Genomic DNA, 14,792 nt, shown 5'->3' with positions numbered 1-14,792 from the left:
CCCACTTTAGAACGCAACCGGAGAAAAATGATGTTGAAAGCCTACCGTGACCATGTGGCCGAGCGCGCCGCGCTGGGCATCCCACCGCTGCCCCTGACGGCCAAGCAGACCGGCGAGCTGATCGAACTGCTCAAGAACCCGCCCGCTGGTGAAGAGGCCACGCTGGTGGACCTGATCACGCACCGCGTGCCAGCCGGCGTGGACGACGCCGCCAAGGTCAAGGCCAGCTACCTGGCCGCCGTGGCCCACGGTACCGAAGTTTGCACGCTGATCGGCCGCGAGCGCGCCACGCAGCTCCTGGGCACCATGCTGGGCGGCTACAACCTCACCCCCCTGATCGACCTGCTGGACGATGCGGCCGTGGCCTCCGTCGCCGCCGAAGCGCTCAAGAAGACGCTCTTGATGTTCGACCAGTTCCATGACGTCAAGGAAAAGGCCGACAAGGGCAACACCTTCGCCAAGTCCGTGCTGCAAAGCTGGGCCGACGCCGAGTGGTTCACCAGCCGCCCCGAAGTGCCCCAGAGCATCAAGCTCACCGTGCTCAAGGTCACCGGCGAAACCAACACCGACGACCTGTCGCCCGCGCCCGACGCCTGGAGCCGCCCCGACATCCCGCTGCATGCGCTGGCCATGCTCAAGAACAAGCGCGACGGCATCACGCCCGAAGAAGACGGCAAGCGCGGCCCCATCAAGTTCATCGAAGACCTGCGCGCCCGTGGCAACCTGGTGGCCTACGTGGGCGACGTGGTCGGCACCGGCTCCAGCCGCAAGTCGGCCACCAACAGCGTGCTGTGGTTCACGGGCGAAGACATCCCGTTCGTGCCCAACAAGCGCTTTGGCGGCGTGTGCCTGGGCAGCAAGATCGCTCCCATCTTCTACAACACCATGGAAGATGCCGGCGCTCTGCCCATCGAGCTGGACGTGAGCCAGATGAACATGGGCGACGAGATCGAGCTGCTGCCCTATGCCGGCAAGGCACTGAAGGACGGCCAGGTCATCGCCGAGTTCACCGTCAAGAGCGAAGTGCTGTTCGACGAAGTGCGCGCCGGTGGCCGCATTCCGCTGATCATCGGCCGCGGCCTCACGGCCAAGGCCCGCGAGGCCCTGGGCCTGGCGCCTTCCACCCTGTTCCGCCTGCCCCAGGTGCCTGCCGCTACCGGCAAGGGCTTCACCCTGGCGCAGAAGATGGTCGGCCGCGCCTGCGGCCTGCCCGAAGGCCTGGGCGTGGTGCCCGGCACGTACTGCGAGCCACGCATGACCTCGGTCGGCTCGCAGGACACCACCGGCCCCATGACCCGCGACGAACTGAAGGACCTGGCCTGCCTGGGCTTCAGCTCCGACCTGGTGATGCAGTCCTTCTGCCACACGGCCGCTTACCCCAAGCCCGTGGACGTGAAGATGCACCACGAGCTGCCCGACTTCATCAGCACGCGCGGCGGCATCTCGCTCAAGCCCGGCGACGGCATCATCCACAGCTGGCTCAACCGCATGCTGCTGCCCGACACCGTGGGCACGGGCGGCGACTCGCACACCCGCTTCCCCATCGGCATCAGCTTCCCCGCCGGCTCCGGCCTGGTGGCGTTCGCTGCCGCCACGGGCGTGATGCCCCTCGATATGCCTGAATCGGTGCTGGTGCGCTTCAAGGGCAAGATGCAGCCCGGCGTCACGCTGCGCGACCTGGTGCACGCGATTCCGCTGTACGCCATCAAGGCCGGCCACCTGACCGTGGCCAAGCAGGGCAAGAAGAACATCTTCTCGGGCCGCATCCTGGAAATCGAAGGCCTGCCGGACATGAAGGTCGAGCAGGCGTTCGAGCTGTCCGACGCGTCGGCCGAGCGCTCTGCCGCCGGCTGCACGGTGCGCCTGAACAAGGAACCCGTGATCGAGTACATCAACTCGAACATCGTGCTGCTCAAGAACATGATCGCCCAGGGCTACGCCGATCCACGCACCATCGGCCGCCGCATCAAGGCCATGGAAGCTTGGCTGGCCAATCCCCAGCTGCTGGCCCCCGATGAGAACGCCGACTACGCCGAAATCATCGAGATCGACCTGGCCGAGATCACCGAACCCATCGTCTGCTGCCCCAACGACCCCGATGACGCCAAGACGCTGTCGGACGTGGCCGGCGCCGCGATCGACGAAGTGTTCATCGGTTCGTGCATGACCAACATCGGCCACTTCCGCGCAGCCTCCAAGCTGCTCGAAGGCAAGAAGGACATCCCCGTCAAGCTGTGGATGGCCCCGCCCACGAAGATGGACGCGCACCAGCTCACCGAAGAAGGCCACTACGGCGTGTTCGGCGCGGCCGGTGCCCGCATGGAAATGCCCGGCTGCTCGCTGTGCATGGGCAACCAGGCCCAGGTGAAGGAGGGCGCCACCGTGATGTCCACCAGCACCCGCAACTTCCCCAACCGCCTGGGCAAGAACACCAACGTCTACCTGGGCTCGGCCGAACTCTCGGCCATCTGCTCCAAGCTGGGCCGCATTCCTTCCAAGGAAGAGTACCTGGCCGACATCGGTGTCATCAACCAGAACGGCGACAAGATCTACCAATACCTGAACTTCGACAAGATCGCCGAGTTCAAGGACGTGGCAGACGGCGTGGCCGCCTGATAGGCACCCTGAGGGACCGTTGACCGGTCCTTCCCAAGAAAAAGCGGCCCCGCGGGGCCGCTTTTTCTTTGCCTGCCCGCTCAGCCCAGCCGCATCGACAGCTCCACATCGCCGGCAAAGGGCACGCTCAGGTAGCCGCTGCCCGGCGCACGCACGCGCGCCAGGTAGTCGGGGCTGAAGTCGGCGTTGTCGGCCACGATCAGCGCGCCCGGGCGCAGGCGGGGCTCCACCAGCGCCAGCACGTCGGCGTACAGGGCCTTGGCGCCATCGAGCAGCAGCAGGTCGATGGCCTCGGGCAGGCCGCTGGCCAGGGTGTGCAGGGCATCGCCCTCGCGCACCTCGACCAGGTCGTCCAGGCCGCCCTGGGCCAAGTGCTCGCGCGCCCGGGCCACCTTGTTCGGTTCGAACTCGCTGGTGACAAGACGCCCGCCGCCGTTGTCGCGCAGCGCCGCGGCCAGGTGCAGGGTGGAGATGCCGAACGAGGTGCCGAACTCGACGATATGGTGCGCGCCCGTGCTGCGCGCCAGCAAGTAGAGCAGGGTGCCCGTGCTGCGCGACACCGGCAGCCACAGGTCCTTGATGCGGCTGTAGAAATCGAGGTACTCGGTCTTGCTGTGCATCAGGCGCTCGCGCTCTTCGCGCGAGATGCCGGCCAGTGCCGGGCTGGTGGCCGCATCGGCCTGCTCGAACAGGCGCTCCAGCAGGGGCGCCAGGGGAAGGGTGTTCAGTGTGTTCATGGACTTGTCCTGGATCGAAGCGCCTGGTGGGCACTCCCTTAGAATGCGATCAATTCGTCGCGTTTTGAGTATGCGATGAATTCGTCGCATTCACCAGTCGCATTCGCTGCCGCCCTTTTGGATCCCCATGACCGAACCCCGCCGTCCCCAGATCTCCTCGAGAAAGCAGCCCCAGCAGGCCCGTTCTGCCGGGCTCGTGGCCGCCATCCTGGAGGCCGCTGTTCAGGTTCTGGCCAAGGAAGGGGCGGCGCGCTTCACCACCGCCCGCGTGGCCGAGAAGGCCGGCGTCAGCGTCGGCTCGGTCTACCAGTACTTCCCGAACAAGGCGGCCATCCTGTTCCGCCTGCAGGCCGACGAATGGCAGCAGACGCAGGACATGCTGCGCAGCATCCTTACCGATGCCAGCCAGCCCCCGCTGGCGCGCGTGCGCACGCTGGTGCATGCCTTCATTCGCTCGGAGTGCGAGGAGGCCGGCATGCGCAGCGCCCTGCACGACGCGGCCCCGCTGTACCGCGATGCGCCCGAAGCGCAGGCCGTGCGTGCCAATGCCGACGGCATCATCGAGGCCTTCATGCAGGAGCTGTTGCCCGAGGTTCCCGCCGCGCAGCGCGCGCTGGCGGGCGACATGGTCACCGAAACCATGGCCGCCCTGGGCAGCCGCTTCTCTGCCAGCCCGCGCACCGAGGCCGAGATGACCGCCTATGCCGACGCCATGGCCGACATGTTCTGCGCCTACCTGCAGGCGCTGCAGCAGGGCTGAGCTGCAACGTATTTGCAACACAGCCGCCACCGGTTTGTCATGCAATTGTCATGATTGGCCTGCATTCTTCGCCCATAACAACAACAAAAAGAAATGGAGGGACATCCATGGCAAGAGAGAACAACCCCGAAGAGATAGACACCCTGGGCAAGCGCCTGGGGATGCTGCTGTTCAGCGGGCTCTTCGCAGCGGCCTTTGGCCTGGGCGGCTACTTCGCGGGGATCCAGCCCCTGGCGCAGACGCTCCGGGCGGCGCTGGAGGTGCGCAGCTGGCAGCCGGTGGCGGCCCAGGTGCTGGGCACCGAGCTCAAGCGCCACACGTCCAGCGACGGCACCACCTACCGGGTGCACGCCCGCTACCGCTACGAATTCGCGGGCCGGCAGTACGAGGGCACCCGGGTGGGGCTCGACCCCGAGGCCGGTGCCGACAACATCGGCGACTGGCACCAGCACTGGCACGGGCTGCTGCAAAGCGCCCAGTACCGTGGGCATCCCATCACCATCATGGTCAACCCGCAGGCGCCCGCGCAGGCCCTCATCGACCCTTCCATCCGCTGGGGGCTGCAGATGTTCCGCGTGCCCTTTGCCCTGGTCTTCACCGGCGTGGGGCTGGTGGCGGGCTGGTTCTTCGTGCATATCCTGCTGGGCGGGGGCGGCAGGAAGGAGGAGGCAGCGCAGGGCGTTTCGCCCAAGCCACTGCAAAAGGGCGCGGCCAGCAAGTCGGCGGGCGCCATCTGGTTCTTCACCGTCTTCTGGTGCGGCATCGCCTTCCCCATGGCCGCCCTGCTGTGGACCAGCGGCAGCGCCCCCTGGTACGCCAAGGCCTTCATCTCCATCTTCGTCATGGTGGGCGTGGGCCTGATCGGCCTGGCGCTGCACCAGACGCGCCTGGCCTGGCGCTATGCGGGCGCGGCGCTCTCGGCGCTGCCGTCCCAGCCGCGCGCCGGCCACCCGGTGGAGCTGACGCTGCTGCTGCCCGAGCGCGCTGCCGCCCACCAGCAGGACCACCGCCCGCAGCTGCGCCTGGCCCAGTACCGGGTGGACGAATCGAGCTCCGGCTCGCCCGAGCGCTGCGTCGAGTCCTTCACCGAAGCGGCGCGCATGCAGCGCACCGCAGATGGCGGGCTGCGGCTGGTGGCGCGCTTCGAGCTGCCGGCCGATGCGCCCCCGCATGGCGCCCAGCGCTCGGGCGAGCGGGTGGACTGGCGGCTGGAGCTGCTGCACGGGCCGGACGGCTCGGTGGAGCTGACCTACGACCTGCCCGTGCAGGCCGCACCGCGCGGCTTCGGCGGGGGCGACGAACTGCCCGACCGCTTCGACCGGCGCGCGGCCTGGAAGCAGGTGGTGCCCATTGCGCCCCTGGGCGAAGCCGAGGACGTGGACGAAGGCCCCCTGCCTTTGCCCCCGGCGGTCACGCTGCAGGAGACCCGAGAGGCATGGACCTACGAATTCAGCCAAAGTGGCTGGCGCTGGGCCGCCGGCCTGGTGCTGGCCGGCTTGGCGCTGGAGGCAGCCATCAACGGGCGCCTGGGCGCACAGGGCCTGGTGCTGCCCCACGGGTTCTTCGCGGCGGGCGCCTGGATCGGCCTGGCCGCGTTGGCCCTGCATGCCGCCACCCGCCGCTGGACCTTGACCGTACAGGACGGCGGCATCACCGCACGCCGCCACTCCTGGCTCTGGTCGCGCGCCGACACCGTGCCCGGCGATGCCAGCCGCACCCTGGTGCACAAGCTGCTGTACGCCACGGGCAGCGGCGCCAGCGAGCACCGCTACCACGCCGTGTATGCGCGCGGGGCTGGCGACACGCTGGTGCGGCTGACCCCCGGCCTGGGCGGCGAGGCGGCGGCCACGGCGCTGGGCCATTCACTGGCCCAGGCCTGGGCGCACCGGCGTGGCCGCTTTGCGGCCGGCATGCAGCGGCCTGCGCGGGCCCAACATGCCCGCCCGGCCTGGGGCGCGCTGCTGGTGCTGGCCCTGGTGGCCTGGTGGGTCGTGGGGCCCAAGGTGGCGGGCACCGCGCGCCGCGCGCCAGCGGCAGAGGCGACGGCGCCCGCCGTGTCGTACTCCGCCGTGGACGGCCGCCTGCTCGATGCCCAGAACGCGGGCGACGCCGCCGCCCTGCGCGCCGCGCTGGCGGCCGGTGCCAACCCCGATCTGCTGGCGCCCAACGGCTCCAGCGTGCTCATGCTCGCCGCCCACCGGGGCCAGCTGGAGCACATCGAAGCCCTGCTCGCAGCCGGTGCCCAACCCGACCTGCGCCAGACGCAAAAGGACAGCGAGCGCGGCGACACCGCGCTGCTGCGCGCCTTCTACGGCGGCCACCTGGCGGCGGCCCAGCGCCTGGTGCTGGCCGGGGCCGGCCTGTCGGCCCGCAACCGCTGGGACTGGGGCCCCGTGCACATGGCGGCCCAAAGCGGCTGCATCGCCTGCCTGGAATGGCTGGCTGCGCAGGGCCAGCCGCTGGATGAACCCGCATTGGCCAGCCGGGGGGAGACGCCGACCATGCTGGCCGCCGGCCGGGGCCGGGTGCAGGCGCTGCAGTGGTTTGCCGCCAGGGGCATCGACCTGGCGCGCAAGGACGCCCATGGCAAGACCGCACTCGACTGGGCGCGCTTCAAGCAGCAGGGCGAGGCCGAGCAGTGGCTGCTGGAGCGGGCGCGCTGAAGGCCTAGGCTTTTCGCTTCACCTGCGCACGCAGGTAGGCCAACAACCGCTCCACCCGTGCCAGCACCGCGTCTTTCTTGGCGGCAGGTGCCAGGCGTTCTTCGGTCTCCCGCTTCTTTTGGGCCATGGCCTGGAACTGGTCACCGCCGTACAGCCAGGCACTGACCAGCGCGGCGTAGCCGAAGTTCTGCTGGGCGTGCTCGGCCAGCGACTTGTGGCCCTGGCGATTGCCGGGGGGCAGGGGGAACACGGTGGTGCCCGCCATGATGGCGTGCATGCCTTGTGGCGTGCGGGTCATCTCGAGGATGGGGCCCACAGGGTCTTGCACCTCCTGCACCATGCGCTGCAGGTCTGCCGTGGACCGGATGGGGACATAGCCAGGGACGCCATGGAAAATCCCGACGTGAAAATTCAGCTGGCGCCTAAAGAACATCTCGTCGTGCTCGGGAAACACGGCCCGCAGGATGTTGGCGATCTCTTCGCTGAACACGTTCACGTCGATGGTGAGGCAAGGCAGTTGGTTGGTCGTCGACGTCAGCAGCACCACGCCCTGGCCCCCCGCCGGGGTGGTTCGGAAATAGGTCGCCTCCGCCTGGGCGCGGTAGTACGGCAGATCCAGCGCCACCCGCGGCGAGATGAAACCGTGCTGCGGCAACAGCGAGGCGAGCACGGCGCGCATCTCGTCGCGCGCCGACACCAGAGCCATGGTCATGGGGGCCGGCGCCGGCACGGGCGCTGCAGCGGGCGGGGGTGGCGGCCTGGGCGTGGGGGCGGGGGCGCCAGCAGTGCCCCGGGGCGCCCCTTCCAGAACCTGCATCGCCTCTTTCCAGAAGTCGGTGCGCTCCGGCGGCAGCACCTGGTTGGGCGCGGCCAGCGCCAGCCCCAGCTGGTCGTCCAGCACCGTCAGGCCCAGCGCATTGGCCCGCCTCACCACGGCCACCAGCAACTGCATGCGGTTGTCCGCAGGCAGCTGGAAGGTCCACACCCCCTTGCGGCAGGCCTTGGCATCCGCCACCGGATCGCCGACCCAGGGCGCGTCACCGTAGTCCTTGTACGCTGCCATCTGCGCGGCCAGGGCCGCGAATTTCGGGTTGGGCCCGGGCTCTACAAGCTCCAGCTCGAACCAGCTGCGCAGCGCTGCCTCGAACGAGGCCGGGGTGGCCTGGCCGGCGGGTGGTTCCCAAACACGAAGGTCGTAGCTCATGGTGCGGGTGTGAAACAGGGTGGAGCGGTTTTACCACTGGATGTGGGGTGTCGCACTGCGGCCAAGAATCAAAGCTGCGATTCGATCGCCGCCTTGTCGATCACCGACCACACCTCGGCGATCTTGCCATCGCGGAAGGTATAGAACACGTTCTCGGTGAACTGCACGCGCTGCCCGTTCACCGGCAGGCCCAGAAACTCGCCCGCCGGCGTGCAATCGAACTGCAGCCGCGCCGCCACGTTTCCCTGCAGAGGTCCGGCATCGGCCACCAGCTGGGCGATGTGGAACTGCAGGTCGGGGATGTCGCGGTAGTCCTGCTCCAGCATGGCGCGGTAGCCCGCCACGCCCAGGTGGCGTGCGTTGTGCGACGCCTCGGCATGCACGTAGTGCTGCAGCTCCTCCCAGCGCTGTGCGTTCAGGCAGGCGATGTAGGCGCGGTACACGCCTTCCAGGTCGGTGGCATTCGTCGTCATGGTGCGGCAGGTGGTGTTTCTTGCAAGGTCAGGTGTTGTACCAGTTGCTGGGCATGCTGGGGCAGGGCATTCAGGTCGCGCAGGCACAGCACCAGTTGCCGATTCGCCCAGGCATCGGTCAGGCGCACGGCCTTCACATGCTGCGCGCGGGCATGGCGCACCGCCGCCGCGCGGGGCAGTATGCCCACGCCCACCCCCAGGCCCACCAGCTGGCACACGGCCTCGAACTGGCGCAGCCGCACCCGGTAGCGCAGCCGTTGCCCCTGGCGCTGGGCGTGGCGCACCACCAGGGCCTGCAGCGCGCTGCCTTCGGCCAGGCCGATGAAGTCCAGGTGCGCCACCTCGGCCAGCGCCACGCTGCGGCGCGCGGCCAGCTCGTGGCCCTGCGGTACCACCAGCACCAGCGGGTCGGGCCGCAGCACCTGGGTGGCCAGACCTTCGAGGTCCACCGCGTCGGACACCAGGCCCATGTCGCACAGGCCTGCGCGCACCGCATCGGCCACCTCCTGGCTGGAGCGCTCCTCTACGTCCACCGAAATGCGCGGATGCCGCGCGAGAAAGCCCGCTATCGCCTGCGGCAGGTATTCGCTCAGCGCCGAGCTGTTGCACAGCACGCGCACATGGCCCGCCAGGCCCGCGCCGTACTCGCCCAGGTCGCCGCGCAACTGCTCCATCTGCTGCAGCACCAGCCGCGCATGGTGCAGCAGGGTGTGGCCCGCGGGCGTTGGCTCCACACCGCGCTGCGCGCGCAGCAGCAGGGGCACGCCCAGCGCATCCTCCATGCCACGGATGCGCTCGCTGGCCGAGGCCAGCGCCATGTGGCTGCGCTCGGCACCGCCGGTGATGGTGCCGGCCTCGTGCACGTTCAAAAACAGCCGCAGATCGGTCAGGTCAAAGCGCATGGGCCACAACGTACCACAACAGCCTTCGGCCCAGCCTGAGGCTGGGTGCACCGCATTCCGCATTTCCAGCAGGGCCCGCCTTGCCAAGAATGGCATCCGTCCACCTGCCGTACCTGGCAGGTACCGCACGGAGCACCCACGATGAGTTCAGCACAATTTCAAAATTGTCCTATATGCCAGGCCCGCAAGCCGGGGCGCCAGCCATGGTGACCGGCCTGTTCGGCGCCCACTCCTGGGCCTGGCTCGCGGGGGCCGGTGCGGTCTTTCTGATGGCCGGTGGGGTGAAGGGCATCGTCGGCCTGGGGCTGCCCACCGTCTCCATGGCCCTGCTGGCCATGCTCATGGCGCCGGCCGAGGCCGCGGCCCTGCTGGTCGTGCCCTCGCTCATCACCAATGTCTGGCAACTGCGCCCCTGGGCCAGCGTGTTGCCGCTGCTGCGCCGCCTGGGCGGCATGCAGCTGGGCATCTGCGCGGGCACCTGGCTCGGGGCCTGGGTGCTGGGTGCGCCAGCCGGTGCCTGGTCGCGCGCGCTGCTGGGCGGGGCGCTCATCGCCTATGGCTGCTGGGGCCTGGTGGGTGCGCGCCTGTCGGTGCCGCCCCGGGCCGAGCGCTGGTTGTCCCCCGTGGTCGGCTTTGCCACCGGCTGGGTCACGGCCGCCACCGGTGTCTTCGTGGTGCCCGCGGTGCCTTACCTTCAAGCCCTGGCGCTGCAGCGCGATGCGCTGGTGCAGGCCATGGGCATCTGCTTCACCGTGTCCACCATCGCGCTGGCCGGCGGCCTGGCGCTCAATGCCAGCTACCCCGCCGCTGCCCTCGTGCTCTCGGCCTGGATGCTGCTGCCCGCGCTGCTGGGCATGGCCCTGGGCACCCGCATCCGGCAGCGCCTGTCGGCCGTGTGGTTCCGGCGCTGCCTGATGGTGGGGCTGCTGGCGCTGGGGATCTACATGGTGGCGGATGCGCTGGCCTGGCACGGCTTCTCGTCGCATGGCGGCGAGAGCGAGGGGGCGCTGCGCATGGCGCGGGAGGGGGCGGGCTAGTTGTGACCCGGTACCACGTGGCGCCAGGCAAACTCCACGTCCAGCCCCAGAACCCGTTCGCCGTCAACCCGGTTGCCCAGCTTGAGTTCTGCACCAATGGTGCGCGCCAGGTCCGCACAGATGGCCAGCCCCAGCCCCGCGCCGCTGCTGGGCCGGGCCGAGGGCTCACGGGCGAATGGTGTAAACGCCATGGCCTGCATCCCGGGCGACATGCCGGGCCCGGTGTCCCACACGATGAGGCGCACGCCGCCTTGCTCCATGGCCTCGATGCGCACGCCGAGCTGGCCCTGCCCGGGCGTGAATTCAATGGCGTTGCGCAGCAGGTTCGCAAGGACCTCGCGCACCATCCAGCGCTGGCTCTCCATCACGAAGGGCCTGGCGTCCAGCTGAAAGTCGAGGTGCTTGCGGGCGATGAGGGGCGACAGGTCGATGGCGATCTCGCTCACCAGTTCACCCAGGTCGAATGCCTCGTTCTGTACCGCAGTGAGCGATTCGGTCTGTTGCGCCCGCGCCAGCGAGAGCAGCTGTTCGGCCAGCCGCGTGGCGCGGCGCGAGGTGGCGACCTGCTCAGCCGCATGTGGCCGGTCGACTGGGGCCATTCCCCCGACACCATCCACGCTGCGCTGGTGGAAACGCTGCACATGCCCACGCTGGGCACGCTGCTGTCGCTGCCACTGGCCATTCCGCTGGGGCTGCTGATGGCGTCCAACCTCACGCGCAACCGGACGCTGAGCTTCATCGCCCGCGTGCTGCTCGTATCGAGCCGCTCGGTGAACTCGCTGGTGTGGGCGCTGCTGTTCGTCGCCATCTTCGGGCCGGGGCCGCTGGCCGGCATGCTGGCCATTGCGCTGCGCTCGGTGGGGTTCGTGGGCAAGCTCATTGCAGAAGCCATCGAACAGACGCCACGCGGCCCGATCGAGGCGCTGCAGGCGGCGGGTGCCTCCACACTGGCACAGGTCTGGTACGGCTACTGGCCGCAGATCAAGCCAGCCTTCTGGTCGGTCGCTCTGTTGCGCTGGGACATCAACATCCGCGAATCCGGCGTGCTCGGGCTGGTGGGCGCGGGTGGCATCGGCATGGCGCTGGACACCGCGCTCAATCTCTTCCACTGGAACCGCGTCGCCCTGGTGCTGCTCGCCATCTTCGCGGTGGTGCTGATCGCGGAAGTGGTGGTGGTGCAGATCCGCAAGCGGGTGCTGTGAGCGACGGCAAATGAATCCCTGCTTTGGGAGGCGCAGCCGCGACAAGATTTTCCTATCGCTGGCGAATCGAATTCTTCGTTTGGCATGGGCTACGCCGCTGCCTAGCATCAGGCGCTCACCATTTGTAGTTCCTCACATGCAGATCAAGTCACTTCCCGGAGAGCTGTTCATCTGGACCAACGTAGAGCACGAATACGAGGCAGACATGAACCACTGGTATGAATCGGAGCATCTGCGCGAACGCGTTCTGATCCCCGGATTCCGGTGGGCGCGACGCTACTGCTCCCGGCAGGGACCGCGCCGCTACCTGGCGCTGTACCGTACCGACGCTCTGGATGTCTTTTCGTCACCGGCGTACCAGTTCGCTTTCCGCAACCAGACCGAATGGTCCCAGCAAGTGTTCACCCGCATGCGCGACACCATGCGGCGGGTCTGCAGCGTGCCGCATGTGGGTGGCGTTGGCACGGGACAAGGCGGCATACTCCTTGAACTGCCGCTCAACCTGTCCCAAGAACTGCAAGGCCAACTCCTGTCGAATCTGGGCAAGCTTGCGGGCGTGGCTGGATTCCATTGGCTGGAGCCCGTGGCCGAACTCTCGACACCATTGCCTGGTGGCGATTTCGGCAACTTGTCGCCGATGGTGTTTGCCGAAATTCTGCAGCCTGAAGCGCATGCACAAGTAGTATCCATGCTGCGCCACCTGGACCTCGGGACTTCCACCCAAGTCCATGCCTTCGATTTCATGCGCGAAGTGCGCGCCGCTGATCTCGTGCAAGCACCGCATTGACATCCCGCGTGGGACCGAACGAGATACGCCGTGCCTGAATGCAAGCGCTTTTCATCCGTTCCTGGTGCAAGTCGCCGGTCAACTCTACGATAGGAGTCAGCGTGAACACTCGGTTCCTGGATGCCTTGATCTGGGTCGCCCGCCTGCGCAGCTTCCGAGCGGCGGCGGACAAGCTGCACGTCACGCAAGCGGCAATTTCCAACCGCATCTCAGCGCTTGAGGAAGAGCTGGGCGTCCAGCTGTTCGAGCGTGACAGCCGCGAGGTTCGATTGACCGATTGTGGGCGAACGGCATTGGCGCAGGCCGAGCAGATTTTGCGGCTGGAGCGCGAATTGAAGGCGTCGGTGACCGGCCGCTCCGAGGCGGAAGGCATGGTACGTGTCGGGTGCATCGAATCGATCGCGCATTCCTGGCTCGTACCGATGGTCCGTGAGCTAGCTGTCACCCACCCTCGGCTGTCGCTCGAACTGACCATCGAGCCGACATCGCACCTGCACGCACATCTGCTTCGCGGCAGCCTGGATGTCGCATTGCAGACCGATGCGGTGGTCGAAGAACACATCGTCAACCGAAGCCTCGGTGCGATGACCATGGCCTGGTTTGCCGGACCGGAGGCCGCGCTGGCCATCGGCGAGTCACCGTGGGAGCAGGTGCTGGACTTGCCGGTGATCACTTTCACCCGCGGGTCGCAGCCGCACGCCAACGTGCTGCGGGATATGGAAACTGCGGGCGAGAAGGTGCGGCAGGTGCATTGCGTCACGGCCATCTCCGTGCTTCGGCAACTCGCACGGCAGGGCTTCGGCGTGGCGACATTGCCGCCCGCGGTAACGCAGGACGAAGTGGCGCGTGGTGAACTGGTGCAAGTCGCTTCCAGCATCGTCCTGCGCCCGCTCGAACTCGTTCTGAGCTACCGGCGTGACGCCACCTGGGCTGCGATAGACGTGGTCGTGGAGGGCGCACTGCAACATGCGACCCGCTTCGCGCAATCGACCCGCAATGCCCTCGCGACGCCGCCCTGAACTCAGGCCTCCTGCGTCACACGCCAAGCTTTGGTTGCAGGTTTGAACGCCTCCGGGCGCAGCATGTCCAAGCGCCTGGTCGCAATCCGATCCAGGAGGAGTTCCGCCAACTCGATGGCTGGATTGCACCTTCCTGAGGTGAAGGACGAAGCCTGCATTCATACGCTCTTCCGAGGCTTGATCGCGCGTCACGACAAAGCCTTTCACGGGTGGTGATCACGCGCTGCACAGGGCTACCTGGGCCATGGTTGGGCTGGCGCCTCACTTCAGCAGCGCAAGCGACGACGCATGCCGGTTGCAGTCCGTTTGTAGGTCCGAAGAAGCCACTCGTGCGCTTGCGGGCCAGGCCCCTGGACCACGGAACTGCTGAAGTTTCGTTGATGGGTGCCGATTGATTTAATCCGTTTTGCCATCGCCATGTCGACTGCGACCATTGCAGCCTCAACAACGAGGAGACGTTCATGGCCCGAAGCTTTGGTGGGAAGACTGCAGCAGTGTGTTGCGCATCGGCCGCCCGGCTTCTCCTCTCGTTGGTCGCGCATGCAAGCGTGTTGGAGGCAGCCCGTTGGGGCTTGTCCCGCGCTTGCGTCGCATCGAATGGCCACGTCGAAAACTCCATGCAATTCGCGCAGGAGATCGAACGTTCGACACCCGGTCGCCCCTTCTTGTTTGATCTCTAAAAGAGAAACCCTAGCCATGCCTCTTTCCTTTGATTTCCCGGGGCGGGATGTCCATCGACGTCTCGAAGTCGAGTTCAACTGTCTGGTCGTTGCCGGCTGGACCGGTCGCGATGCACACGCCGTTGAGCACCACATCCATGAACTTGAAGCGATTGGCGTACCGCGTCCCAGTGCGGTCCCGCTTTTCTACCGGGTGGCCGCCCACCAGTTGAGCCAGGCCGACGCCGTGCAAGTGGTGGGCGATGGAACGTCGGGCGAAGCGGAACCTTTCCTCTTCTTCCACGCAGGCGAATACTTCGTGTCGCTGGCGTCAGACCACACGGACCGGACACTCGAAGCCCACAGCGTTGCGCTCTCGAAGCAAATCTGTCCGAAGCCGGTGGCGCGCAACGCTTGGCGCCTGGCCGACGTGCAGAACCACTGGGACGATCTGGTGCTGCGCTCGTGGATTGAGGAAGCCGGTGAGTTCCGCCTGTACCAGGAAGGTACGCTGGCTGCGCTGCGCGATCCTGCGGACCTGCTGGCACGTTACGGGGCCAGCAATCCGTCGCCAGCGGAAGGCTTTGCTATGAGTTGCGGCACCTTGGGCGCCATTGGCGGCGTTCGGCCTTCCTCCAGTTTCCGGATGGAACTGTTCGATGCCCGCCTGGACCGTCGCATCACACACGCCTACCGATGCACGGCACTGCCCGTCATCGCCTGACAGCCAAGG

At 67.5% G+C, this 14,792-nt stretch carries 12 protein-coding genes and 1 pseudogene; 8 read left to right on the top strand and 5 right to left on the bottom strand.

Features of this window, described 5'->3' with window-relative positions:
• The first annotated feature begins 30 nt into the window (after positions 1-30).
• Positions 31-2,616 carry a bifunctional aconitate hydratase 2/2-methylisocitrate dehydratase gene (gene acnB / locus AC07PF_RS30160; RefSeq protein WP_494614358.1) on the top strand — a complete coding sequence of 862 codons (2,586 nt, stop codon included), beginning with the start codon at positions 31-33 and terminating at the stop codon, positions 2,614-2,616.
• An 80-nt stretch (positions 2,617-2,696) separates the two neighbouring features.
• On the opposite strand, the gene AC07PF_RS30155 is transcribed toward acnB, so the two are convergent.
• Positions 2,697-3,353 (bottom strand): O-methyltransferase, encoded by a 657-nt coding sequence (locus AC07PF_RS30155; RefSeq protein ID WP_494614357.1) that lies wholly within the window; start codon positions 3,351-3,353, stop codon positions 2,697-2,699.
• Between the two features lie 127 nt (positions 3,354-3,480).
• Here AC07PF_RS30155 and AC07PF_RS30150 point away from each other — a divergent pair, with 127 nt between their 5' ends.
• Positions 3,481-4,113: a TetR/AcrR family transcriptional regulator gene (locus AC07PF_RS30150; RefSeq protein ID WP_494614356.1), complete on the top strand. Its 633-nt coding sequence runs from the start codon at positions 3,481-3,483 to the stop codon at positions 4,111-4,113.
• A 107-nt stretch (positions 4,114-4,220) separates the two neighbouring features.
• Positions 4,221-6,776, top strand: a complete 2,556-nt coding sequence (locus AC07PF_RS30145; protein WP_494614355.1) for an ankyrin repeat domain-containing protein — start codon at positions 4,221-4,223, stop codon at positions 6,774-6,776.
• Positions 6,777-6,780: 4 nt separating this feature from the next.
• Here the strand turns inward: AC07PF_RS30145 and AC07PF_RS30140 are convergent, their stop codons facing one another.
• From AC07PF_RS30140 to AC07PF_RS30130, 3 genes are all read right to left on the bottom strand, one after another.
• On the bottom strand, positions 6,781-7,980 hold the full coding sequence (locus tag AC07PF_RS30140; protein WP_494614354.1) for a hypothetical protein: 1,200 nt from the start codon (positions 7,978-7,980) through the stop codon (positions 6,781-6,783).
• A gap of 68 nt (positions 7,981-8,048) precedes the next feature.
• The gene (locus tag AC07PF_RS30135; protein WP_494609746.1) at positions 8,049-8,453 is read right to left on the bottom strand and encodes an ester cyclase; all 405 of its coding nucleotides are present in this window, start codon (positions 8,451-8,453) and stop codon (positions 8,049-8,051) included.
• Positions 8,450-9,355 (bottom strand): LysR family transcriptional regulator, encoded by a 906-nt coding sequence (locus tag AC07PF_RS30130; RefSeq protein WP_007848440.1) that lies wholly within the window; start codon positions 9,353-9,355, stop codon positions 8,450-8,452. The genes AC07PF_RS30135 and AC07PF_RS30130 overlap by 4 nt, the downstream gene beginning before the upstream one ends.
• A gap of 203 nt (positions 9,356-9,558) precedes the next feature.
• Between AC07PF_RS30130 and AC07PF_RS30125 the strand changes: the two genes are divergently transcribed.
• A complete protein-coding gene (locus tag AC07PF_RS30125) occupies positions 9,559-10,392 on the top strand; it encodes a sulfite exporter TauE/SafE family protein (protein ID WP_494614353.1) in 834 nt (277 codons plus the stop codon).
• Here the strand turns inward: AC07PF_RS30125 and AC07PF_RS30120 are convergent.
• Positions 10,389-10,739, bottom strand: a complete 351-nt coding sequence (locus tag AC07PF_RS30120) for a sensor histidine kinase (protein WP_494614387.1) — start codon at positions 10,737-10,739, stop codon at positions 10,389-10,391. The two genes, AC07PF_RS30125 and AC07PF_RS30120, sit on opposite strands and share 4 nt — an antisense overlap.
• Positions 10,740-10,955: 216 nt before the next feature.
• On the opposite strand from AC07PF_RS30120, the pseudogene phnE reads away from it, so the two are divergent.
• The 4 genes and pseudogenes from phnE to AC07PF_RS30100 all read left to right on the top strand — a co-directional run.
• A pseudogene (gene phnE, locus AC07PF_RS30115) lies at positions 10,956-11,594 on the top strand (phosphonate ABC transporter, permease protein PhnE); the annotation flags it as partial.
• A 136-nt stretch (positions 11,595-11,730) separates the two neighbouring features.
• Positions 11,731-12,381 carry a hypothetical protein gene (locus AC07PF_RS30110; RefSeq protein WP_494609750.1) on the top strand — a complete coding sequence of 217 codons (651 nt, stop codon included), beginning with the start codon at positions 11,731-11,733 and terminating at the stop codon, positions 12,379-12,381.
• Positions 12,382-12,482: 101 nt separating this feature from the next.
• Positions 12,483-13,400 (top strand): LysR family transcriptional regulator, encoded by a 918-nt coding sequence (locus tag AC07PF_RS30105; protein WP_494609751.1) that lies wholly within the window; start codon positions 12,483-12,485, stop codon positions 13,398-13,400.
• Between the two features lie 696 nt (positions 13,401-14,096).
• On the top strand, positions 14,097-14,783 hold the full coding sequence (locus tag AC07PF_RS30100) for a DUF2848 domain-containing protein (RefSeq protein WP_494614352.1): 687 nt from the start codon (positions 14,097-14,099) through the stop codon (positions 14,781-14,783).
• The last annotated feature ends 9 nt before the right edge of the window (positions 14,784-14,792 follow it).

Source organism: Acidovorax sp. GW821-FHT10A04 (assembly GCF_059415825.1).
This window is presented reverse-complemented; position numbering and strand designations above follow the sequence as displayed.